20 protein-coding genes are annotated in these 20,959 nt (G+C 63.3%); 9 read left to right on the top strand and 11 right to left on the bottom strand.

Annotation, left to right across the window (positions count from 1 at the left end):
• Positions 1-6: 6 nt before the first annotated feature.
• Both miaA and mutL read right to left on the bottom strand, forming a co-directional pair.
• On the bottom strand, positions 7-954 hold the full coding sequence (gene miaA / locus CDV46_RS10865; protein ID WP_087722525.1) for a tRNA (adenosine(37)-N6)-dimethylallyltransferase MiaA: 948 nt from the start codon (positions 952-954) through the stop codon (positions 7-9).
• A gap of 37 nt (positions 955-991) precedes the next feature.
• Positions 992-3,070 carry a DNA mismatch repair endonuclease MutL gene (mutL, locus tag CDV46_RS10860; protein ID WP_441339324.1) on the bottom strand — a complete coding sequence of 693 codons (2,079 nt, stop codon included), beginning with the start codon at positions 3,068-3,070 and terminating at the stop codon, positions 992-994.
• Positions 3,071-3,340: 270 nt separating this feature from the next.
• Between mutL and CDV46_RS10855 the strand changes: the two genes are divergently transcribed.
• Positions 3,341-4,009: a VTT domain-containing protein gene (locus tag CDV46_RS10855; RefSeq protein WP_058375839.1), complete on the top strand. Its 669-nt coding sequence runs from the start codon at positions 3,341-3,343 to the stop codon at positions 4,007-4,009.
• A 140-nt stretch (positions 4,010-4,149) separates the two neighbouring features.
• Here CDV46_RS10855 and CDV46_RS10850 read toward each other — a convergent pair whose 3' ends face one another.
• Both CDV46_RS10850 and tsaE read right to left on the bottom strand, forming a co-directional pair.
• Positions 4,150-5,637: an N-acetylmuramoyl-L-alanine amidase gene (locus CDV46_RS10850; protein ID WP_087691354.1), complete on the bottom strand. Its 1,488-nt coding sequence runs from the start codon at positions 5,635-5,637 to the stop codon at positions 4,150-4,152.
• Positions 5,619-6,143: a tRNA (adenosine(37)-N6)-threonylcarbamoyltransferase complex ATPase subunit type 1 TsaE gene (gene tsaE / locus CDV46_RS10845; protein WP_087722524.1), complete on the bottom strand. Its 525-nt coding sequence runs from the start codon at positions 6,141-6,143 to the stop codon at positions 5,619-5,621. The genes CDV46_RS10850 and tsaE overlap by 19 nt, the downstream gene beginning before the upstream one ends.
• Positions 6,144-6,160: 17 nt before the next feature.
• Here tsaE and queG point away from each other — a divergent pair, with 17 nt between their 5' ends.
• Positions 6,161-7,408, top strand: a complete 1,248-nt coding sequence (gene queG, locus CDV46_RS10840) for a tRNA epoxyqueuosine(34) reductase QueG (RefSeq protein ID WP_087722523.1) — start codon at positions 6,161-6,163, stop codon at positions 7,406-7,408.
• Positions 7,409-7,524: 116 nt separating this feature from the next.
• Complete coding sequence (xerD, locus tag CDV46_RS10835; protein ID WP_087722752.1) at positions 7,525-8,460, top strand: site-specific tyrosine recombinase XerD; 936 nt, start codon at positions 7,525-7,527, stop codon at positions 8,458-8,460.
• Positions 8,461-8,484: 24 nt separating this feature from the next.
• On the opposite strand, the gene CDV46_RS10830 is transcribed toward xerD, so the two are convergent.
• Positions 8,485-10,050, bottom strand: coding sequence for a class I adenylate-forming enzyme family protein (locus CDV46_RS10830; protein ID WP_087722750.1), 1,566 nt, complete (start codon positions 10,048-10,050; stop codon positions 8,485-8,487).
• A 65-nt stretch (positions 10,051-10,115) separates the two neighbouring features.
• Here CDV46_RS10830 and ybaK point away from each other — a divergent pair, with 65 nt between their 5' ends.
• Together ybaK and plsY are read left to right on the top strand one after the other, a co-directional pair.
• On the top strand, positions 10,116-10,610 hold the full coding sequence (gene ybaK, locus CDV46_RS10825) for a Cys-tRNA(Pro) deacylase (protein ID WP_058375836.1): 495 nt from the start codon (positions 10,116-10,118) through the stop codon (positions 10,608-10,610).
• Between the two features lie 125 nt (positions 10,611-10,735).
• The gene (plsY, locus tag CDV46_RS10820; protein ID WP_058375835.1) at positions 10,736-11,341 is read left to right on the top strand and encodes a glycerol-3-phosphate 1-O-acyltransferase PlsY; all 606 of its coding nucleotides are present in this window, start codon (positions 10,736-10,738) and stop codon (positions 11,339-11,341) included.
• An 86-nt stretch (positions 11,342-11,427) separates the two neighbouring features.
• On the opposite strand, the gene CDV46_RS10815 is transcribed toward plsY, so the two are convergent.
• A complete protein-coding gene (locus CDV46_RS10815; RefSeq protein WP_058375834.1) occupies positions 11,428-11,913 on the bottom strand; it encodes a YajQ family cyclic di-GMP-binding protein in 486 nt (161 codons plus the stop codon).
• Positions 11,914-12,167: 254 nt separating this feature from the next.
• On the opposite strand from CDV46_RS10815, the gene murB reads away from it, so the two are divergent.
• On the top strand, positions 12,168-13,193 hold the full coding sequence (gene murB, locus CDV46_RS10810; protein ID WP_087722522.1) for a UDP-N-acetylmuramate dehydrogenase: 1,026 nt from the start codon (positions 12,168-12,170) through the stop codon (positions 13,191-13,193).
• On the opposite strand, the gene CDV46_RS10805 is transcribed toward murB, so the two are convergent.
• The 3 genes from CDV46_RS10805 to argF form a co-directional block, all read right to left on the bottom strand.
• Positions 13,183-14,640: a patatin-like phospholipase family protein gene (locus CDV46_RS10805; protein ID WP_140413340.1), complete on the bottom strand. Its 1,458-nt coding sequence runs from the start codon at positions 14,638-14,640 to the stop codon at positions 13,183-13,185. The genes murB and CDV46_RS10805 overlap by 11 nt on opposite strands.
• A gap of 86 nt (positions 14,641-14,726) precedes the next feature.
• Positions 14,727-15,050, bottom strand: coding sequence for a pyrimidine/purine nucleoside phosphorylase (ppnP, locus tag CDV46_RS10800; protein WP_087722521.1), 324 nt, complete (start codon positions 15,048-15,050; stop codon positions 14,727-14,729).
• A gap of 360 nt (positions 15,051-15,410) precedes the next feature.
• Positions 15,411-16,337 (bottom strand): ornithine carbamoyltransferase, encoded by a 927-nt coding sequence (gene argF / locus CDV46_RS10795; RefSeq protein WP_058375831.1) that lies wholly within the window; start codon positions 16,335-16,337, stop codon positions 15,411-15,413.
• Positions 16,338-16,685: 348 nt separating this feature from the next.
• Here argF and CDV46_RS10790 point away from each other — a divergent pair, with 348 nt between their 5' ends.
• Entirely contained in the window at positions 16,686-16,997 is a 312-nt protein-coding gene (locus tag CDV46_RS10790; protein WP_058375830.1) for a DUF3579 domain-containing protein, read from the top strand.
• A 446-nt stretch (positions 16,998-17,443) separates the two neighbouring features.
• Here the strand turns inward: CDV46_RS10790 and rpsT are convergent, their stop codons facing one another.
• Positions 17,444-17,716 carry a 30S ribosomal protein S20 gene (gene rpsT, locus CDV46_RS10785; RefSeq protein ID WP_058375828.1) on the bottom strand — a complete coding sequence of 91 codons (273 nt, stop codon included), beginning with the start codon at positions 17,714-17,716 and terminating at the stop codon, positions 17,444-17,446.
• A gap of 135 nt (positions 17,717-17,851) precedes the next feature.
• On the opposite strand from rpsT, the gene murJ reads away from it, so the two are divergent.
• Positions 17,852-19,447 carry a murein biosynthesis integral membrane protein MurJ gene (gene murJ / locus CDV46_RS10780; RefSeq protein WP_441339327.1) on the top strand — a complete coding sequence of 532 codons (1,596 nt, stop codon included), beginning with the start codon at positions 17,852-17,854 and terminating at the stop codon, positions 19,445-19,447.
• A gap of 24 nt (positions 19,448-19,471) precedes the next feature.
• A complete protein-coding gene (locus CDV46_RS10775) occupies positions 19,472-20,338 on the top strand; it encodes a SirB1 family protein (RefSeq protein ID WP_058375826.1) in 867 nt (288 codons plus the stop codon).
• A 65-nt stretch (positions 20,339-20,403) separates the two neighbouring features.
• Here the strand turns inward: CDV46_RS10775 and CDV46_RS10770 are convergent, their stop codons facing one another.
• Entirely contained in the window at positions 20,404-20,898 is a 495-nt protein-coding gene (locus CDV46_RS10770; RefSeq protein ID WP_087691361.1) for an Mpo1 family 2-hydroxy fatty acid dioxygenase, read from the bottom strand.
• Positions 20,899-20,959 lie beyond the last annotated feature (61 nt).

The raw sequence follows: 20,959 nt of genomic DNA, 5'->3' as shown, positions 1-20,959 counted from the left end.
CTTGCGTCAGTCTTGCCAGAGTTGGCGCACGGTGGCGAGCGCGCGTTGCGGTGCATCGCTGGCGGTGCAGTCGACGATATGACGCTCGGGCATCGAGCGCAGCCACGTGAGCTGACGCTTGCACAACTGGCGCGTGGCGAAGATACCCTTGTCGCGCATGGTGTCGTAATCGGTTTCGCCGTCGAGGTATTCCCACACCTGGCGGTAGCCCACGCAACGCATCGACGGCAGGCCGGGATCGAGATCGCCGCGCGCGCGCAGACGCTCGACTTCTTCGATGAAACCGGCAGCGAGCATCACGCGAAAACGCTCGGCAATGCGCGCGTGCAACACCGCGCGATCGCTCGGTTCCAGCGCAACGGGAATGAACGTGTGTGGCGATGCTTCGGCAGGGGCCTGCGCCTGTTCGGCGAGCCATTGCGACATCGGCTTGCCCGACAATTCGAATATTTCGAGTGCGCGCTGAACACGCTGCGAATCGTTCGGCGCGAGTCGCGCGGCAGTGACCGGATCGACGGCGGCCAGCCGCGCATGCATCGCCGGCCAGCCATCGCGTGCGGCTTCCTCATCGAGGCGGGCACGCACGTCGGCATCGGCGGACGGCAACGGCGACAAGCCTTGCGTGAGCGCCTTGTAGTAGAGCATGGTGCCGCCTACGAGCAACGGCCGGCGACCGCGCGCGGTGATCTCGTCGACCAGACGCAGTGTGTCGTTGCGAAACTGGGCTGCCGAGTAGGCGTCGCGCGGATCGATGATGTCGATCAGATGATGCGGCACGGCGGCGAGTTCGGCGGCGCTGGGTTTGGCCGTACCGATGTCCATCTCGCGATAGACGAGAGCAGAGTCGACGCTGATGATTTCGATCGGTGTGTCTTGTGCGAGCGCGAGCGCGGCAGCGGTCTTGCCGGAGGCCGTCGGGCCCAGCAGGCAGATGATCGGGGGCGGGTGATTCATGGACTTCCGGATACTTTGTCGTGCTTTGTGCTGCAACTCAACGGCCGCGCATGAACAGTTTGTCGAGATCGCCCAGCGTGAGTTGATACCACGTGGGACGGCCGTGATTGCACTGGTCGGCGCGCTCGGTCGCTTCCATCTGGCGCAGCAGCGCGTTCATTTCCTCATGCGTCAGACGCCGGTTGGCACGCACGGCACTGTGGCAGGCCAGCGTGCCGAGCAACTCGTGCTGACGTTCGGTGAGCACACGCGAGCCGCCGTACTGACGCAGATCGGCGAGGACGGCGCGGGCCAGCGCTTGTGCGTCGGCCCCGTCGAGCAACGCGGGAATGGCGCGTACCGCGAGCGTCGTCGGCGACATCGCGGCGAGATCGAAACCGAGGGCTTTCAAGGTTTCCTGATGCTCTTCGGTCGTGCCGATTTCGACCGGATCGGCGAAGAACGTCACCGGGATGAGCAACGGCTGCACCGGTACCACGCGCTCGATCAGCGCGTGCTTGAACTGTTCATAAAGAATGCGCTCGTGCGCGGCATGCATGTCGACCAGCACCAGCCCGTAGGCGTTCTGCGCGAGGATGTAGATGCCGTGCAGTTGGCCGAGGGCGAAGCCGAGCGGCTGTTCGAGCTGCATGGCGTCAGGCGTGGCGCCTGCCGTCATGCCGTCGGTCATCGACGCGCCAGTCGCATCCGATGCTGCCCCGGGGCTGCCAAGCGAACCGTAAGCCGAAGCCGGAGCATCGGTGACGCCCGGTTGGCCATACGGGCGGGGTGCAGGCGGTGCGGCGCGTCCGAACAGGTTGTCGTAGACCGAGAGCGGCTGCGCGACCGGCAGCGTGCCTTGCTGCGCGCGCGGGTTCCAGTTGCTGCCCCCCGGGGTGCCGAAACCAGCGGCAGGGCGTGCGCCCATGAAGCCGAAGCCTGCGCCGTTGTTGCCATTCCCTGCCGCGAGGCCGCCGCCTTCGGTCACATGCGCGGCGTGGGTTGCGCCGCCACTGCCGGCGGCGCGTGCGAGCGCACGCTGCACGGCGTGGAAGACGAACTGGTGCACGCTGCGCGCATCGCGAAAACGCACTTCGATCTTCGACGGATGCACGTTCACGTCGACCAGTTGCGGCGGCAGTTCGAAATACAGCACGTAGGCCGGATAACGGTCACCATGCAGCACGTCTTCATAGGCGGCGCGCACGGCGTGTGTGAGCAGCTTGTCGCGCACAAAGCGGCCGTTCACGAAGAAATACTGCTGATCGGCGCGGCCACGGCTGGCCGTGGGCAGCCCAACGAAACCGGACAGGCGCAGCTCGGCCGCGCCTTCATCCAATGCGAGGTGTGCGTCGGCGAAGTCGTTGCCGAGCACACGCGAGACCCGCGTGGTGGCGTCAGACACATTCCAGTGCTCGACCGCACGGTTGTTATGCAGGATCGAGAAGCCGACATCGGGGCGCGCGAGCGCGCTGCGACGGATGACATCCATGCAGTGGCCGAATTCGGTCTGCTCGGTCTTGAGGAATTTACGGCGCGCGGGGGTGTTGAAGTACAGGTCGCGCACATCGACCGTGGTGCCGACCGGCCCGGCGGCAGGCGTCAGCGCGCCGGTGTTGCCGTCGATAGCCGTGGCATGGGGAGCGTCGATCTGACGGCTCGACAGCGTGAGCTGGGCCACCGAGGCGATCGACGCCAGCGCTTCACCGCGAAACCCGAGGGTGAGCACCGATTCCAGCTCGTCGAGCGTGCGAATCTTGCTGGTGGCGTGACGCGTCAGTGCCAGCGGCAGTTGCTCGGAAGACATGCCGCCGCCATCGTCGGTAATCGCGATGCGGCGCACACCGCCTTCTTCGAGCTTGATCTGGAGCGCGCGGGCACCGGCGTCGAGGGCGTTTTCGAGCAGTTCCTTGACCACCGAGGCCGGCCGTTCGACCACTTCGCCGGCGGCAATCTGGCTGATCAACTGGTCCGGGAGGACGCGGATGGCCCGCGTGGGCGCCAAGGCAGCCGGAATGGGGCCGGGCAGGCGCGCCGGGCGCTCCGCATGATCAGCGTCGGCGGCACCGTTGGCGGTGTCGTCGGGGGCACCGGCGAGGCGCTCGGCAGCGGAATTTGAGGTCGGGGTGGCAGACATGGGAACCATTATAAAGGTTGCCCTCAAAGACATAGATCGGTCTGTGTTTCAGCCTGCAATACCTAACTTGACGCTAATAAAAGCCCTATATAGTGCAGTCATAGGAAGGTCGGGGCAGGGCCCGGTGTGGCTGAAGGGAACCGACAGCCGGTGAACGGGCGATTTTTCCCGCCCCCGGCACTTAACGACGCCCGATGAATGCGCTGGTATGATGCGATTCGTCGTATGCCCGTGGGGACGGGCCGGCGTCCTTTATCTTGAGGAATCGTCTTGGATACTTTGGTGCAGTTGTTGGAGATGGTGCTCCACATCGATAAGCATTTGGGTGTGTTTATCGATCAGTACGGAAACTGGGTCTATCTGTTCCTGTTCCTGATCGTGTTTGTCGAGACCGGGCTGGTGCTGTTCCCGTTCCTGCCGGGCGATTCCCTGTTGTTCATCGGCGGCGCGTTTGCCGCGACGGGTGCCATGGACCCGTGGTTGCTCGGCGTGCTGCTCTTTATTGCAGCGATTACCGGCAATACGCTCAATTACTGGATCGGCTCGAAGATCGGGCCGCGCGTGTACGAGAAGAACTGGCGTTTTCTCGATCGCGACGCGCTGCGCAAGACGCACGATTTCTACGAACACCACGGCGGCAAGACCATCGTGATGGCGCGTTTCGTGCCGGTAGTGCGCACGTTCGCCCCGTTCGTGGCAGGCGTGTCGGCCATGCCGTGGGCACGCTTCCAGCTCTATAACGTGCTGGGCGCGGCGATCTGGGTGGTGCTGCTCGTGGGCGGTGGCTACGTGTTCGGCAACCTGCCGATCGTCAAGCAATACCTGAACGTGATCGTGCTGGTGGGCATCAGCGCGGCCGTGGTGCCGATCGCACTCGGCGCACTGTGGAAGATGTTCACGCGCGGCCGTCGCCGCGTGCCGCAAAGCCAAGGCGAGTGATCGCCTGATAGTGCGGTGGCGGGGCGATAGTCCTCGCCCGCCAAGGTTCAGAGAAGCTTCAGACAAGAAAATGGCGCGTCCGATTGGGCGCGCCATTTTTGTTTGCCATGCCGGTCTTCGGAGGCAGGAGACCGTCGATATCAGGCCGTGCGGTTCTTCGCCAGCGGCGGGTTCTTCGCGAAATACGCCTTGATGCCGGTGAGCAGCGCGTTGGCCAGCTTCTCCTGATACGCCGGGTCGTTGAGCCGCTGTTCTTCATCGGGATTGCTGATGAAGGCGGTCTCGACCAGCACCGAGGGGATGTCCGGGGCTTTGAGCACGGCAAACGACGCTTGTTCGACGCGGCCGCTGTGCAAGCGGTTCAGGCCGCCAATCTGCTTGAGCAGGGCATCGCCAAACACCTTGCTGTCGCGAATCTGCGCCGTGGTCGACATGTCGAGCAACGCGTGCGCCACCGTGCGGTCGTTGGTCTTGATGTTCACGCCGCCGATCAGGTCGGACGCGTTCTGCGTCTTTTCGAGCAAGCGCGCCGTGGCACTCGTGGCACCACGCTCGGACAGCGCAAACACCGACGAGCCGTTGGCCGCGGGTGAGGTGAACGCGTCGGCGTGAATCGACATGAACAGGTCGGCATCCACGCGGCGGGCCTTCTGCACGCGCACGCCGAGCGGCACGAAGAAGTCGGCATCGCGGGTCATCATCGCGCGCATGTTGGGCTGCGCATCGATCTTGTCGCGCAGGCGCTTGGCGATCTGCAACACCACATGCTTCTCGTACGAGCCCTTGCTGCCGATGGCGCCCGGGTCTTCCCCGCCGTGGCCGGGATCGAGGGCGATGGTGAGCAGCCGGGCCGTTTTCGGGCCGCGCGAGGGCGGCGGTGCGATGGACAGACCGTCGTCATCGTCGTCGTTACGCTGCGCGAGCGGCGGGGTCTTCTCCGGGGCCGGGCGGGGCGGGCGTGTTGATGAGGACGGCGTGGGCGGGCGTGACGGGGCCGCATTGCCTGCGTCACGCTGGGCATATTGCTGGAAGAACGCTTCGCTCTCTTCGCTGCTCGGCGTGCCGCCCGAGGACGGCGCCGGACCCTGCTGCGCGAGCGCTTCGGCCTTGCGGCCGGACTTCGCGAGCAACTCCATGAGCGGATCGGGTTCCACCGCCGGATACAGATCGAACACCGTGCGGTACTTGTAGCCCGCGACCGGCGGCAGCGTGAACGACTGCGGCTTCACGCCGGCCTTCAGGTCGAAGACCATGCGCACCACGCCGGGCTTGAACTGCCCCACGCGCACTTGTGCGATCTGCGGGTCGTTCGGCTGAATCTTGGCGACGAGATCGCGCAGCGTCGGGCTCAGATCCACTTCATCGAGATCGATGACGAAGCGGTTCGGACTCTCCATCAACTGCTGCTGGAACTTGACCGGGTTGTCGGTCTCGAGCGTCACACGTGTGTAGTCTTTCGCAGGCCACACGCGCACCGCGACGATGGCGTTGGCAAAGGCGAAACGGGGGCCGGTGAGGGCGAGGATCAGCGTCGATGCGCCGGCGCGCAATGCGCGGCGGCGGCCGGCATTGGGCGAGGAGGCGTCGTCGGTACGGGCGAAGCGTTTGATCAGCATGAGTTCAGGCAAGCCAGACCGGCCGGCGTGTAGGCGCTCGTCGTGAGACGTCGGCCATCGCCAACTGGTTCCAGCCAAAGGCGTAAATCGGGGGTGCCCAGCAGACCGCCGGCCTTCTCGGGCCATTCGACCAGACACAGGGCGTCGCCGGCAAAATGCTCGCGAAAGCCCGTGTCGTGCCATTCGGCCGGATCGGCAAAGCGGTACAGGTCGAAATGATAGACCGGCAATACACCCTGCGGCGTGTCGATGTTGTACGGTTCACACAGCGCATACGTCGGGCTTTTGACGCGGCCGTGGTGGCCCAGCGCGCGCAGTACCGCACGCACCAGCGTGGTCTTGCCGGCACCGAGATCGCCCGAGAGCTGCACGTGCAGGCCCGCATGGGCGGCGTCGGTGTGGGCCATGCGCGAGACGATGGCGTGCGCGAGTGCCACTGCGAAGGCTTCGGTGGCAGCTTCGTCGGGAAGCGCAAAAATGCGCTCGCCCAGTGGCGCGGACGCTGTGTGATCGGGCATTGCGTAAAATAGAGTCGATGAAAGCTTCCGTGATTTTCCCCGCTCCCGCCGCACAAGTCGAGCCATCGGCACTGCCGGATGGGCCCGAAGTGTCGCCCTCGCGCGACAATACGGCGATTGTTTCGCTCAGTGCAGCGCAACTGTCGACGCTCGCGGGTCAAATTCGCACGTGGGCGCATGAACTCGGCTTCGGCGAAGTCGGCATCACGGACACCGATCTCTCGCACGCCGAACCGGGTTTGCAACAGTGGCTCGATGACGGCTGTCACGGCGATATGGACTACATGGCCGCGCACGGCATGAAGCGGGCCCGCCCCGCCGAACTGGTGCCCGGCACGGTGCGCGTGATCAGCGCGCGCATGAATTATCTTCCCCAAGACACCGACATGGCCACATGGCGCGCGCACGAAGCGGCGCGTCAGCACATGCCGGGCGAGGCGGTGGTGTCGATCTATGCACGCGGCCGTGACTATCACAAGGTGATGCGCAACCGCTTGCAGCAACTTGCCGACCGGGTTTCGCAGGCGATCGGGCCGTTCGGGTATCGCGTGTTCACCGATTCGGCACCGGTGCTGGAAGTGGAGCTTGCGCAGAAGGCCGGTCTCGGCTGGCGCGGCAAGCACACCCTGCTGCTCTCGCGCGACGCGGGATCGTTGTTCTTTCTCGGCGAAATTTTCGTGGATGTGCCGTTGCCTGTCGAGGCAGAGGTGGGCGCCTCGCGCGGCGAGCACTGCGGCCAGTGCCAGCGATGCCGCGATGTGTGTCCGACCGGGGCGATCACCGAGGCCTATCGTGTGGATGCGCGGCTGTGCGTGTCGTATCTGACGATCGAACATAAGGGGGCGATTCCCGAACCGTTGCGCGCCAAGATGGGCAATCGCATCTACGGCTGCGACGATTGTCAGCTTTTCTGTCCGTGGAACAAGTTTGCGCAGCCTTCGCCGTTGCCCGATTTCGATCCGCGCAACGGTCTCGATCGTGCGTCGTTGGTGGAATTGTTCGCGTGGACCGAAGACGAGTTCCTCGCGCGGCTGCAAGGCAGCCCGATCCGCCGCATCGGCCACGAGCGATGGCTGCGCAATCTGGCGGTCGGTCTGGGGAATGCGCTGCGTGAGGTCAGTGCACCGGGGGCGCAGGGTGAGAATGCGAACGAGAGCGCGTGCAAGCCGCTGCGCGACGCGCTCACGGCGCGCATGGAGCACCCCTCCGCGCTGGTGCGCGAACATGTGCAATGGGCACTGGCTCAGGAAGGAGCGACGCTTTGACGACGCGCGCTAAAAAGGCACCAGCGGCTGTGGTCGACCCGGCGGTGGATTTCGATGACGACGAGCCGTTCGAGCAGGCGGTCATCGGCGATCTGGACGAGACGGCCGACGCCGGCATGCACGCGGACGAAGCGCTCGAATTCGACGCGCAGGGGGCCGCCTATGTGCGCAGCGCCACGCTCATCGACCAGTTCTGCGACACGATCTGGCTCGAAGACGGGCTCTCGCGCAATACGCTCGACGCTTACCGGCGCGATATGCGGCTGTTCGCCGAATGGCTCGCAGCCAAGCACGACATGGCGCTCGATGGCGTCGACGAGGCGGCGCTGTCGGCGTATCTCGCCTGGCGTCGCGAGAGTCTGGCCAGTAGCGTGAATCGCCGGTTGTCGGTGTTCAAACGGTTCTATCACTGGGCGCTGCGCGAGCACATCGTGCATGTGGACCCGTGCCTGCGCATTGCCTCGGCGAAACGCGCACAGCGCTTGCCGTCGACATTATCCGAAGCACAGGTCGAAGCGCTGCTGGGTGCCCCGGATCTGACGCAGCCGCTCGGCTTGCGCGACCGTGCGATGTTGGAACTGATGTACGCGAGTGGCTTGCGGGTGTCGGAGCTGGTCGCGCTCAAGACCATTGAAGTGGGTCTTAACGAGGGTGTGCTGCGCATTTTCGGCAAAGGGGCGAAGGAGCGGCTGGTGCCGTTCGGCGACGAGGCCAGCGGGTGGCTGACACGTTATCTGGCGGAGAGCCGCGGCGTGCTGCTCGCGGGCCGTGCCTGCGACACGTTGTTCGTCACCCAGCGCGGCGATGGCATGACGCGGCAGGCCTTCTGGTATCTGATCAAGCGCTACGCCCAGCTTGCGGATATTCACGCACCGCTCTCGCCGCACACGCTGCGGCACGCGTTCGCCACGCATCTGATCAACCACGGCGCTGATCTGCGCGTGGTGCAATTGCTGCTCGGGCACGCGGATATCTCCACCACGCAGATCTACACGCATGTGGCGCGCGAACGATTGAAGTCGCTGCACGCGCAACATCATCCGCGCGGCTGAGCGAATTCATTTGGCCAGCGCCGCCTACAGCAGCGCCTTGAGCTTGTGTTTGAGCACCTTGCCGGTCGACGCGGCGGGCAGGGCATCGAGCACGCGAATCTCTGCCGGGCGTTTGTACGGTGCCAGCCGCTCGGCAGCCCATGCGGCGAGCGCCGCCACATCGATGACGTGTCCCGGGCGCGCTTCCACGAACGCGATCACCTGCTCGTTGCCATCTTCCTCACGTCCCAGCACGGCCGCTTGCAGGACATCGGCGTGACTGGCGAGCGCTTGTTCCACTTCGATCGGGTACACGTTGAAACCGGAGTGGATGATCAGCTCCTTCGCACGTCCCGCCAGAAAGAGCGCGCCGTCGGCTTCGCGTCGTGCCAGATCGCCCGTGCGAAGCCAGCCGTCCGGGGTAATGGCGGCGGCCGTGAGTTCCGGTGCGCGGTAGTAGCCAAGCATGACGTTCGGGCCGCGTACCCAGAGTTCGCCGACTTCGCCGTCGGGTAAATCGTGTCCTTCCCGGCTGACGATGCGCACGGAGACCCCGGGAATCGCGGGCCCGACGGCACAGTCGTCGCGTGGGGCGTCGAGCAGTGTCTGCGACACCGTCGGGCTGCTCTCCGTCAACCCGTAACCGTTATGAATCGGCAGGCCATAGAACGCTTCGACACGCGCCTTGAGTGCGGCATCGAGAGGCGAGCCGCCCGAGTACACGAAGCGCAGGCGCGGGGCCACGAACGGGGTGCCCTGACTAGCCACATGAGCCATCAGGCGTGCGTGCATGGCGGGCACACCCTGCAATATCGTCAGGCCGTCGTGGGCCAGCGAGTCGAGCACCGCTTCAGGGGTAAAGCGCGCCGCCAGCCGCAGGGTGCCGCCGGCATACAACGTGCCCAGACACACGGACGTCAGACCGTAGACATGCGAGATGGGCAGCACGGCGTAGGCCACGTCGTCGGCGCCAACGCGCCGCAACGTGCTTGAAATCGCCGCGATAAACAACAGATTGCGATGCGAGAGACGAACGCCTTTCGGCGTACCCGTCGTGCCCGTGGTGTAGATGAGCGCGCCGCACTGCGCTGCCGGGTCGGTCTGCACCGGTTCGGCCGCGCTTTGCGGGTCGGCGTCGGTGGCCGCCAGCGCACCCAGTGCCAGATCGGTCCAGACGATGGCCGCGCCCTGGCTGCGCGCGTGCGCGGCCGCGTCGGGGGAGGCGTCGATGGTGAAGATTGCGCAGCGCGGGCGCGCGTGATCGCGAATGACGGCCAGTTCGGTAGCCGACAACCGCGCGTTGCAGAGCAGCGGCCAGGCATCGAGCGCCGCCACGGCGAGCAGCAGCACGACGTAGGCAATGCCGTTCTCGCCGACGATCATCACGCGATCGCCACCGCGCACACCGTGGTCGCGCAGATGCGCGGCACACGTGGCGACGGCGTGGGTCAGTTCACCATAGGTCAGCCGGCGGAAGTCGTCGATGAGGGCAATGCGTGCAGGCGTTTGCGCCGCAATGCGGGCGGGCAGGGCGTCGATGCGCGGCGGCAGGTTCGCCAGCCATTGGGCGGCCAGCGCATCCTGTTGCGAAGTGTCGGGGGTAGCGGCCATGGCCGCATTGTAATGCCCGCGCATGACGGCGACACAGCAGGGGCGTTTCATTACAATAGGCGCCCATGAGCAAGACCAAACACGTCTCGGAAACGCCGGCCACGCAGTTTCTGAAGCAAAAGAAAGTGGCCTTTACCGAACACGTCTACGAGTACGTCGAGCACGGCGGCACCGGTGAGTCTGCGCGTCAGTTGGGCGTGGACGAGCACGCGGTCATCAAGACCCTCGTCATGGAAGACGAGAAGGCGCGCCCGTTGATCGTGCTGATGCACGGCGACCGCACTGTCTCGACGAAGAATCTCGCGCGCCAGATCGGCGCCAAGCGGGTCGACCCCTGCAAGCCTGACGTGGCGCAGCGGCATTCGGGCTATATGGTGGGCGGCACGTCGCCGTTCGGCACGAAGCGCGCGATGGTGGTGTACGTGGAGGCATCGGTGCTCGACTTGCCGCAGATCTACATCAACGGCGGGCGGCGCGGTTATCTCATCGGCATTGCTCCGCAGGTGCTGCTCAATACGCTGGCGGCCAAACCGGTGTCGTGCGCGCTGGCGGACGACTGAGCGCGAGCCACCGTCGGCCACCGACGCGCCGGGACTTCGCGCAACCCCGTGTTTGCCAGAATGGGGCGGCAGGGCGTCTCAAGTAGAATGGCGCCCATTACAAATCTTCCTCACGCTAGAAGTTCATGGCCACTCTGGTTTTTATCGTCCTCGCGTACCTGATCGGCTCGGTGCCGTTTGCGGTGATCGTCAGCCGCACGATGGGTCTCGCCGACCCGCGTAGCTACGGCTCAGGCAACCCGGGCGCGACCAACGTGCTGCGCTCGGGCAACAAGAAGGCCGCCGTGCTCACGCTGCTCGGCGACGCGCTCAAGGGCTGGCTCGCCGTGTACCTCGCCGAGCGTTTTGCCGACGCCTGGGGTGTCGGCGACTTCGGTCTGGCGGCGGTCGCGCTGGCCGTGTTCATTGGCCACCTCTACCCGGTATTCCTTCGCTTCAAGGGCGGCAAGGGCGTGGCAACTGCTGCTGGCGTGCTGTTCGCGATCGACCCGATTCTCGGGCTGGCCGTGGCCGCCACGTGGCTCATCATTGCCGTGTTCTTCCGGTATTCGTCGCTGGCGGCGCTGGTCGCGGCCGTGTTCGCACCGCTGTACTACGTGTTCATGTTCGGCTTGGGGCCGTATGCGCCCGCCGTCATCGTCATGGCGATTCTGCTGATCTATCGCCATCGCGCGAATATCGCCAAGCTGATCGCGGGCAAGGAAAGCCGTATCGGCAGCAAGAAGAAGTAAGGGACGGCACGGGACTCACAGCGCCCCCGCCCAATAAAAAACCCGCAGCGAGCACTGCGGGTTTTTATTGGCTGAAACAACAACGCTCAGTCGCGGAAGTTGTTGAAGTCGAGCGGGGTGTCGGTCACGTCCTTGCGCAGCAGCGCCATGGCGCTTTGCAGATCGTCGCGCTTGGCACCGGCGATGCGCACGCTGTCGCCCTGAATGCTCGCCTGCACCTTCATCTTGCTGTCCTTGATCAGGCGCACGATCTTCTTGGCCAGATCGCCTTCCACGCCCTTCTTCACCTTGACGACCTGCTTGACTCTGTCGCCGCTGACCTTCTCGACCTTGCCGTAGTCGAGAAAGCGCACGTCGACGTTACGCTTGGCCATCTTGGCGATGAGCACCTGCGTGACCTGTTCGAGCTTGAAGTTGTCGTCGGCGAACAGGGTGATCTCCTGCTCCTTGTGCTCGACACGCGAGTCCGACCCCTTGAAGTCGAAACGCGTCGAGATTTCCTTGTTGGCCTGCTCGATGGCGTTCTTGACCTCTACCATGTTGGCTTCGCTAACCACGTCAAACGATGGCATCTGGCTCTCCTGAAATACAAAGGGTTCGTGAAAGGGACGGATGGCCCCGCGTGCGGCGCCGTTGAGGCGCCTGCGCCGTGGGGCGGCCAGTCCCGGCAATCCGGACAATCCGGGTAATCAACGGTACTGCGCGGCATGGCCGGTATAATGCGCAAAATTCTTTCGCCCGACATTGTAATTCAGGCGTCCGTTCTGCATCCATCCCGCAATCATTTGCGGGGCCGCCCGGCCGCTGAATCACATCACCACTCTTCATGCTCCAGTTGCAACGCGACGTCAGCCTGCGCGAATTCAATACCTTCGGTCTGCCTGCCGCAGCCCGCTACTTCGTCACGATCGACAGCGAAGCGGCGCTGGTGGCCGCCCTCGCCATGCCTGAACTGGCGGGCTTGCCGTGTCTGGTGCTCGGCGGCGGCAGCAATGTCGTGCTGACCCGCGACTTCGACGGCGTGGTGCTGAAGATAGCGATTCGCGCCCGCGAGCGTCTGTCCGACGATGCCGGTGCGAGCTATGTGCGCGGCGGCGCGGGCGAGGTCTGGCACGACTTTGTCGGCTGGACGCTGGCGCAAGGGTGCCCGGGGCTCGAAAACCTCGCGCTGATTCCCGGCACGCTCGGCGCCGCGCCTATCCAGAACATTGGTGCTTACGGGCTCGAACTCGCCGAGCGTTTCGCCTCGTTGCGCGCGCTCGATACGTCGGCCGGTGAATTCGTCACGCTGGATCGCGAGGCGTGTGCTTTCGGCTATCGCGACTCGCTGTTCAAACGCGAACCCGGACGCTACATCATCGTGTCGGTGACGCTGCGCCTGCCGCGTCCTTGGCAGGCAGTGACCGGTTATGCGGACGTGTCGCGCACGTTCGCCGATGCCGGTGTCGAAGCCCCCAGCGCGGTGCAGATATTCGAAGCGGTGGCCGATATTCGCCGCCGCAAGCTGCCCGATCCGCTGGAACTCGGCAACGCCGGCAGTTTCTTCAAGAATCCGGTGGTCGATGCGCAAACGTTTGCCTCGCTGCGCGAGCGCTTCGCGCAGATCGTCGGCTATGCACAGCCCGACGGCACGTGGAAGGTCGCCGCCGGGTGGTTGATCGATCAGTGCGGCTGGCGCGGCAAGTCGCTCGATACCGCGCCGGCGGCGGCAGTACACGAGCGGCAGGCGCTCGTGCTGGTCAATCGCGGCGGCGCGAACGGGGCCGATATCGTCGCGCTCGCGAAGGCCGTGCAGGCCAGCGTGCAAGCGCGCTTCGGCATCACGCTCGAACCCGAACCGCTCATGCTTTGATCGACGTGGCGTCCGGCAGCCGCTGGAGATAGTCACGTCGCAAGTCCACCGTAGAGCGCACCCCCACGTCGTTGAAATGCTCGTCGAGCCAACGGGCGGCCGCCTCGCGTCCGCGATCGCGCAGTGTCGTCAGAAAGTGCCAGTCGGTCACGAATTTGGTCGACGACGACAAGTCGTACAGCTCCTTGTCGGCACGAATCGAGTGAATCAACGGGTACTTCAGACGCTTGCGGAATTCCGGCTTGAGCCAACCTTCGTCGAGCAACTTGTGCACGAACGAAATCGCACGGAATTCGCGCTGCAATGACGCATTGAAGGTGATCTCGTTCACGCGGTTCATGATCTGTCCCGGTAGCACAGGCTTCTCTTTGCGCTCGATCGGGTTGATGTGCACGATCAGAATGTCGCTCGTGAGCGTTTCGTAATAGAACGGGTAGAGCGGCGGATTGCCGAGATAGCCCCCGTCCCAGTAAAAGTCGTCATCGATCTTCACCGGTTTGAAGAGCCACGGCAGGCAGGCCGATGCCATCGCGACATCTAGCGTGATTTCATGCGTGCGGAAGATGCGGATGTTGCCCGTGCGGATATTCGTCGCCGAAACGAACAGGCGCGTGGCCGTGCTCTCGCGCAGACGCTCGAAGTCGACCTGCGCTTCGAGCACCGTGCGCAGCGGGTTGATTTCGGCCGTGGGCTGCGCAAACGGCATCATCCACTGCTGCATGCTCTGCATCCAGTCGTGCCACACGGGGTATTCGGTCGGGCGGCCGTTGAGCCAGCTGAAGACGGTTTGCGCCCACGCCGTGGCCGATGAGCCGGCCTGCGATACCCCTAGCCAGAAGCTGTGCAGCGATTCACGGGCTTTTTCGCGCGGGTCGACGCCCGGCCGGTCGAGCAGGCCATGCGCCAGTACGAGCGCGTTCATGGTGCCGGCGGATGCGCCGCTGATGCCCTCGAACTCGAGACGTCCGTCTTCGAGCAACTTGTCGAGCACGCCCCACGTGTAAGCGCCGTGCGCCCCCCCGCCTTGCAAGCCGAGATCGATGCCTTTGCGCTTGGCACTGCCACGACGGCTGCGTGACGGACGCGCTGCGCTCGCCTTGGTGCCTTTGGCTGTGGCGGCGTCGGCGGCTTCGGTGCCTTTGGCGTCGAGGGTGTCGGGGGCTTCTGGGGATTCTGCCGCGTCGCGCTTGCGTGAGCGGGTGCGGGCTTTGGCGGGTTCAGCGGTCTTGGCTGTCTTGCTGGATTTCGCGGGTGCCGTCAGACCGTCAGGCGGCAGCAGCGGGACGTCGCTGGGTTCGAGATCCGAGGCTGCACCATTCGCATGCGCTGCGGCGGTGTCGGACAGGCTGGCGTGGCTAGAGAGGGGGGTAGAGGGAGGGTTGCCGGCAGCATCGTCGGCAGGATTGTCGCCAGAATCGTCGGCAAATTCGGGGGGCAGACGCGACATAGTTTGTAGCGGCGCCGGGCCGCGCTGAACCGGCCGAGAGGGCAACCGCGCGAATCAATCCGTGCGGTTGCGATGCTGGCCGGCGATTAGCCGTAGTGGCAAACGTAATCGAGCGTCTCGACGACCTCGATATCGAACTCGCTGTTGCCCGGCACGGAGAACTGCTCACCGGCGGCATATTCCTGCCACTCGGTCTGACCGGCCAGACGAATGCGGCAACGGCCGCCTGTCACTTCCATGATTTCCGGGGCATCGGTGCCGAACGCCAGCGTGGCGGGGAAAATCACGCCAAGCGTCTTGCGCGTGCCGTCCGGGAACAGCACGGTGTGCGAGACGCACTTGCCGTCGAAATAAGTATTAGCGCGCTTGATTACGGAAACGTTGTCGAACTGCGTTGCGTTTTGCGTCATGACCGGATGCGGTTTGATTCGGAAGTCGGAAGTCCTGCTGCCCGGCGTCGGCGCTAACCAACACATCAGGCGGGCAGGGGTGAATTCATGCTAGCACGTTTCGAGCGTCGACCCGGCTGACATTTGTGCAGTGCACAACAAATTCGCACCGAGGTGGTGCAAATTGCGAAATGTTCTGACGGGTAGTGCGCTTCAGATCGTGTGGCTATGAAGAAAGGCAGAAAATCGCTGCCATATCGTCAATTAATGCCCAAAAACATCGAAAAACGCGCCGAGCGGCAAGCGCTGCGGCACGTTAGCGATGATAGCGGAAGGCGAGGCGCGTTTGGCGCGTCGCGCTGACCGGCGGTGCGCTCTGGATCAGACGCGACCGAGCATCAGGTACTCCATGAGCGCCTTCTGCACGTGCAGACGGTTCTCGGCTTCATCCCAGACGACGCTTTGCGGGCCGTCGATCACGTCCGCCGACACTTCTTCGCCGCGGTGGGCGGGCAGGCAGTGCATAAACAGGGCGTCGGCCTTGGCTTGCTTCATCAGGTCCGCGTTCACGCACCATTGAGCAAACGCTGCCTTACGGGCTTCGTTCTCGGCCTCATAACCCATGCTGGTCCACACGTCGGTCGACACGAGGTCGGCCCCTTCGCAGGCTTCGCGCGGGTCGTCGAATTCGCGTACGAACGGACGGCTCGATTCGGCCACCATGGCTTGGTCGAGTCGGTAGCCCGGCGGGGTCGAGATGTTGACCTGGAAGCCGAAGATTTCGGCCGCCTGAATCCACGTGTACGACATGTTGTTGGCGTCGCCGATCCACGTCACGGTCTTGCCCTTGATCGGGCCGCGATGCTCGTAGTACGTGAAGATGTCCGCCAGCACCTGACACGGGTGGTACTCGTTGGTCAGGCCGTTAATCACCGGTACGCGCGAATGCTGTGCGAAGCGCTCGATGATCTCCTGACCGAACGTGCGGATCATGATGATGTCGGTCATGCGCGAGATGACTTGGGCGGCGTCTTCGATCGGCTCGCCGCGGCCAAGTTGCGTATCACGCGTATTCAAGAACACGGCGTGCCCACCCAATTGGTGAATACCGGCTTCAAACGACAGTCGCGTGCGGGTCGAGCTTTTCTCGAAAATCATCGCCAGCGTGCGGTCGTGCAGCGGATGGTAGGTCTCGTAGTTCTTGAATTTTTTCTTGAGGATGCGGGTGCGTTCGAGCACGTAGTCGTACTCGTCGAGTGCCAGATCCGAAAATTGAAGGTAATGCTTGATGGGTTTAGCGGTGGTCATGTGGATGTTCTGCAGGAGGCCGAGAATCGGGGGATCACGAAGGCAAACACGAGATCGGGAGACCCGGCGGGAACTCGCCCGCTGTCGGCGCGACGAACAAGCCTTAAGGCCCGCTCCCCCACTTGGAGGAGCAGACCCCTAGTCTACCAAATCGTTTTGTCGTCACACGAAAAGCGTATGATCGACACCGCTGCGGCACAGCCCGGAAGGGCTGGCAAGACCGAAAAAAACATCTGCGGCAACGGTGGGGAGACGGGTTTGAGTCTTATATAAGATATAATACTGTCTCTGTCAGCAACGCTACCCGCGTATGGCTGGTCAGGTGTTTTTTTGAGGTGATTGAGCGATATGACCGACCAGGTTTCCGCGCGCGAGTATTTCATCCAGGGTCTGACCCGGGATGGCAAGAAGTTCCGGCCGAGTGACTGGGCGGAACGTCTGTGCGGCGCCGTGTCGTTCTGTGGCCGGGGTACCGGCCCGAACGCATACATGCAGTACTCCCCCTATGTGCGCCCGATTATGGTGGGTGACGTCAAATGCGTCGTCGTTGACGAGCGACTTCGCGAAATCGAGCCGATGGCGTTCGATTTCGTCATGAATTTCGCCCGCGACAACGATCTGCAACTGACCGAAGCCTGCTTCGTTCCCGACGTAAAGTAAGACTCTTCAGTACCCCCTGGGCCGATGTATTCGGCCTGACGTGAGTGCCGGGCCTTTGGCCCTGACTCACCGTCGTCTGCCTTTCCCGCCTTTCCCGCCTCTCCCGCCTCTCAGCCTTCCCGCCGCTTCCGATTTGTCTCTCCGGCTCACTTTGTCTTACCCGTCTTGCTGATTTTCTGCGGCGCTGTGACGTGCATTTTTACCGCAGAGGTCTATCGATGAACATAGCAGTCTGGAAAGTCGCGGCGTGCATGCTGGCTGTGTGGGGAGTGACGGCCGAAGGGGCGCGTCTACGCGTTTTGATGCGCTGATTGTTCAGCGATCTAAGTTTTCCGTCGCAGAATAGAAAAAAGCCCGCATGAAGCGGGCTTTTTAGTGTTCCGACCGAAGTCAGAACCGGCAAGCAACTTGTAGTGCTTTGCAGCGTCGTCTATCGACTCGCTGTCTTAGGCAGCAGCCGACATCGCCTTGATGGCGGCCGACAGGCGGCTCTTTTGACGAGCAGCGGTGTTCTTGTGAACGATCTTCTTGTCAGCAATGATGTCGATCGTCTTTGCCGAAGTGCGCAGCACTTCCTTGGCAGCGGCTTGGTCGCCCTTGGCGATAGCCTTGCGGACAGCCTTCACAGCCGTACGCAGACGCGAACGCAGCGCCGAGTTGTGAGCGTTGATCTTAACGGTTTGACGCGCGCGCTTGCGTGCTTGTGCAGTATTTGCCATGTTCGGTGAATTCCTTGAATTGCTCCGCCTGATGCGGCTTTCTATGCAGTTTGGCTCGGCTCCCTGGGAGACACGGTGGCCAGGAAGCAATCCATTGACTTCGAAACCGTCGATTATAGCCGAAGGCCAACGGAAATTGCAACGTCTTTGCTGCAATGCTGTGCGTATAATACCCGCAACATGAATTTGCTAAAAGCTCTCGCTACGGTCAGCGGTTTTACGATGCTTTCGCGCATCACCGGTCTGGTCCGTGAAATTCTCATTGCGCGCATGTTCGGGGCCGGTCCAATGACCGACGCCTATAACGTGGCGTTCCGTATCCCCAATCTGCTTCGCCGTCTGTCCGCAGAAGGGGCGTTTTCGCAGGCATTCGTGCCAATTCTGGCCGAATTCAAGTCCCAGCGAAGCGCCGACGAGACCAAAACACTGGTCGATTCCGTCACCACGGTGCTGTTCTGGGTACTGCTTTCAATCACCGTCGCGGGGGTTCTCGGGGCGTCCGGCGTAGTTTATGCAGTCGCGACCGGGCTTTCGCGCGAAAACGGCACGTTCGACGCCGCCGTCTTCATGACGCGCGTCATGTTTCCGTACATCACCCTGATCTCGATCACGACGCTCGCCGCCGGGGTGCTCAATACGTGGCGTCAGTTCTCGGTGCCTGCTTTTGCGCCCGTGCTGCTCAACGTCAGCTCGATCGTCGCGTCGCTGTGGGTCGCGCCTCACCTTGAAACCCCCGTCTACGCACTGGCTTACGCCGTCATCGTCGGCGGCGTGCTGCAACTGCTTATCCAGTTACCCGCGCTCGCCCGCATCGGCATGGTGCCGCGCATCACCATCAATATCGTGGCCGCCCTGCGCAACCCCGGCGTGAAGCGGGTGCTCGCGAAAATGGTGCCGGCCACACTGGCGGTGTCGGTCGCGCAGGTGAGCCTGATCATCAATACGAATATTGCGTCGCGGCTCGCGCAGGGCAGCGTGTCGTGGCTGGCCTACGCCGACCGCCTGATGGAGTTTCCGACCGCCTTGCTGGGCGTGGCGCTGGGCACGATTCTGCTGCCGAGCCTCTCGCGTGCCAATGCCGATGGCGACGGCGCCGAATATTCGGCGCTGCTCGACTGGGGGCTGCGTCTGACGTTCTTGCTGGCTACGCCAAGCGCCGTGGGGCTCTTCGTCTACGCGGAGCCGCTGACCGCCACGCTCTATCAATATGGTCGTTTCGACGCCAACGACGTCGTGATGACGGCCCATGCCCTGACCGCCTACGGCGTAGGGCTGGTTGGCCTGATTCTGATCAAGATTCTGGCGCCGGGCTTCTATGCCAAACAGGACATCAAGACGCCGGTAAAGATTGCCATCGTGGTATTGATTGCCACACAGCTGTCGAACTTGCTGTTCGTGCGCTGGTTTGCGCATGCGGGCCTGTCGCTCTCGATTGGCGTGGGCGCTTGCATGAACGCAGCGCTGCTTTTCGTGGGGCTCTACAAGCGGGGTATTTACCGTCCGGCACCCGGCTGGCGGCTCTTCTTTGTGCAATTGCTGGCGGCGTGTCTGATTTTGGCCGGGGTGTTGCTGTGGTTCACGCAGAGCTTCGACTGGGTCGCCCTCGGGGCGCGGCCGCTCGCACGTATTGCTCTGCTGGGCGCGAGTCTGGTGCTATGCGCCGTGGTGTATTTCGGCGCATTATTCCTCATGGGTTTCAATTTCTCGTTCTTCCGCCGTCGCACGAATTGACGCGGCAGGACCTACGGGTGCCGCATGGCGAATCGCTTTCTCGAGTACTTTGCTGCACTGGTGGCGTCTGACGATGGCTTGCCGCTGACCGAAGCGGCCATTTCCATCGCGCAGGACGTCTACCCCGATCTCGACGTGCAGGACACGCTCACGCAGATCGACGCGTTCGCCGCTCGCCTGTCCAGACGCTTGCCGACGGACGCCGGGCCATTGCAGAAGCTGCAACTGCTCGATCACTTCTTCTTCCGCGAACTCGGCTTCTCGGCCAATCAGAACGATTACTACGATCCCGACAACAGCCATCTGCATATCGTGCTGGACCGCCGGCGCGGTATTCCGATTTCGCTCGCGGTGTTGTGTATGGAGATCGGGCATCAGATCGGACTGCCGCTGCGCGGGCTGTCTTTCCCCGGGCATTTTCTGTTGAGACTGGCGGTGCCCGCCGGCGACGTGGTCATCGATCCGCTCTCCGGCAATTCGCTCTCACCGCAGCGACTGCTGGAAATGGTCGAGCCGTATCTGAAGCACTATCGCGACGAGAGCGCCGAACCGATTCAGGAACTGGCGCTCTGGGCGCTATTGCATCCGTTTCTGGAGCCGGCGACGCCGCGGGAAATCCTTGCGCGCATGCTCCGTAATCTGCGGGCGATTTACACGCAGAACGAGCGGTGGGAGCGGTTGCTGGCCGTTCAGGAGCGAATGGTTCTCCTGTTGCCCGACCAGCCGATCGAGAAGCGTGACCGTGGGTTGGCCTACGCGAGGCTCAAACTCATACGCCCGGCGCAAGATGATCTTGAACTTTATCTGAGCAAGCGACCCGAGGCCGAAGATGCCGACGCCATCCGGCAGGTGCTCGACGACCTGAGCCGTCGGCCGGGCAGTCACGGGTAACAGCGGATTCCGGCGCTCATGCCGCAAAACGAAAAACGCCAGCCGATGAGACTGGCGTTTTTGTTTCACGCGGATTGCGCCGCCAACTCCTCCACTCGGCGTCGCAGGCCCGGCTTGTAGCCGAAGTAGAAAAACACTTCGGCCATCAGGAACATCGGCGCGATGAAAATCTGGAAGAGGTTGTCGAGCAGGGCGGGTTTGCGTCCCTCGAAATGGTGTCCGATCAACTGGATGATCCAGCCGCCGATGAACAACACACCGAACGCGGTCAGCGCCCATGGCCAAGGCAGGCGGCCGAGGTGCTGGGTCACCGCGAGCATGACGGCGAAGAATGCGGTCATGGCCAGCGCGAGTGGCACATCGAGCAGGAAGTAGTACATCAGCAGGATCAGCACGATCACATGCGTGGCGTTCAGGCCACTGGGGCCGAGTGGGATCCACGAAAACGCCTGCATCACCGCGAGGATGATCATGGGAACGCCGAAGAAATGGGTCAGACGATTCTTGGGACTGCGGTGATAGCGCTGGTAGAACGACATCTGTTGCGCCAGTGATTTCATGCCAGCCTCCTGCCTCGGGGGACGGGGGGAACACGCGGGGCCGGCGACGTACCGGCGTCGG

This window comes from Pandoraea sp. PE-S2T-3, from assembly GCF_002179965.1.
Classification (GTDB): domain Bacteria; phylum Pseudomonadota; class Gammaproteobacteria; order Burkholderiales; family Burkholderiaceae; genus Pandoraea.
This window is presented reverse-complemented; position numbering and strand designations above follow the sequence as displayed.

Bases quoted from the DNA above. Each gene is read 5' to 3' on its own strand.
- miaA (WP_087722525.1), bottom strand. From the start codon at position 954: ATGAATCACCCGCCCCCGATCATCTGCCTGCTGGGCCCGACGGCCTCC.
- mutL (WP_441339324.1), bottom strand. From the start codon at position 3,070: ATGTCTGCCACCCCGACCTCAAATTCCGCTGCCGAGCGCCTCGCCGGT.
- tsaE (WP_087722524.1), bottom strand. From the start codon at position 6,143: ATGCCCGATCACACAGCGTCCGCGCCACTGGGCGAGCGCATTTTTGCG.
- queG (WP_087722523.1), top strand. From the start codon at position 6,161: ATGAAAGCTTCCGTGATTTTCCCCGCTCCCGCCGCACAAGTCGAGCCA.
- xerD (WP_087722752.1), top strand. From the start codon at position 7,525: ATGCACGCGGACGAAGCGCTCGAATTCGACGCGCAGGGGGCCGCCTAT.
- CDV46_RS10830 (WP_087722750.1), bottom strand. From the start codon at position 10,050: ATGGCCGCTACCCCCGACACTTCGCAACAGGATGCGCTGGCCGCCCAA.
- ybaK (WP_058375836.1), top strand. From the start codon at position 10,116: ATGAGCAAGACCAAACACGTCTCGGAAACGCCGGCCACGCAGTTTCTG.
- plsY (WP_058375835.1), top strand. From the start codon at position 10,736: ATGGCCACTCTGGTTTTTATCGTCCTCGCGTACCTGATCGGCTCGGTG.
- CDV46_RS10815 (WP_058375834.1), bottom strand. From the start codon at position 11,913: ATGCCATCGTTTGACGTGGTTAGCGAAGCCAACATGGTAGAGGTCAAG.
- murB (WP_087722522.1), top strand. From the start codon at position 12,168: ATGCTCCAGTTGCAACGCGACGTCAGCCTGCGCGAATTCAATACCTTC.
- CDV46_RS10805 (WP_140413340.1), bottom strand. From the start codon at position 14,640: ATGTCGCGTCTGCCCCCCGAATTTGCCGACGATTCTGGCGACAATCCT.
- ppnP (WP_087722521.1), bottom strand. From the start codon at position 15,050: ATGACGCAAAACGCAACGCAGTTCGACAACGTTTCCGTAATCAAGCGC.
- argF (WP_058375831.1), bottom strand. From the start codon at position 16,337: ATGACCACCGCTAAACCCATCAAGCATTACCTTCAATTTTCGGATCTG.
- CDV46_RS10790 (WP_058375830.1), top strand. From the start codon at position 16,686: ATGACCGACCAGGTTTCCGCGCGCGAGTATTTCATCCAGGGTCTGACC.
- rpsT (WP_058375828.1), bottom strand. From the start codon at position 17,716: ATGGCAAATACTGCACAAGCACGCAAGCGCGCGCGTCAAACCGTTAAG.
- CDV46_RS10775 (WP_058375826.1), top strand. From the start codon at position 19,472: ATGGCGAATCGCTTTCTCGAGTACTTTGCTGCACTGGTGGCGTCTGAC.
- CDV46_RS10770 (WP_087691361.1), bottom strand. From the start codon at position 20,898: ATGAAATCACTGGCGCAACAGATGTCGTTCTACCAGCGCTATCACCGC.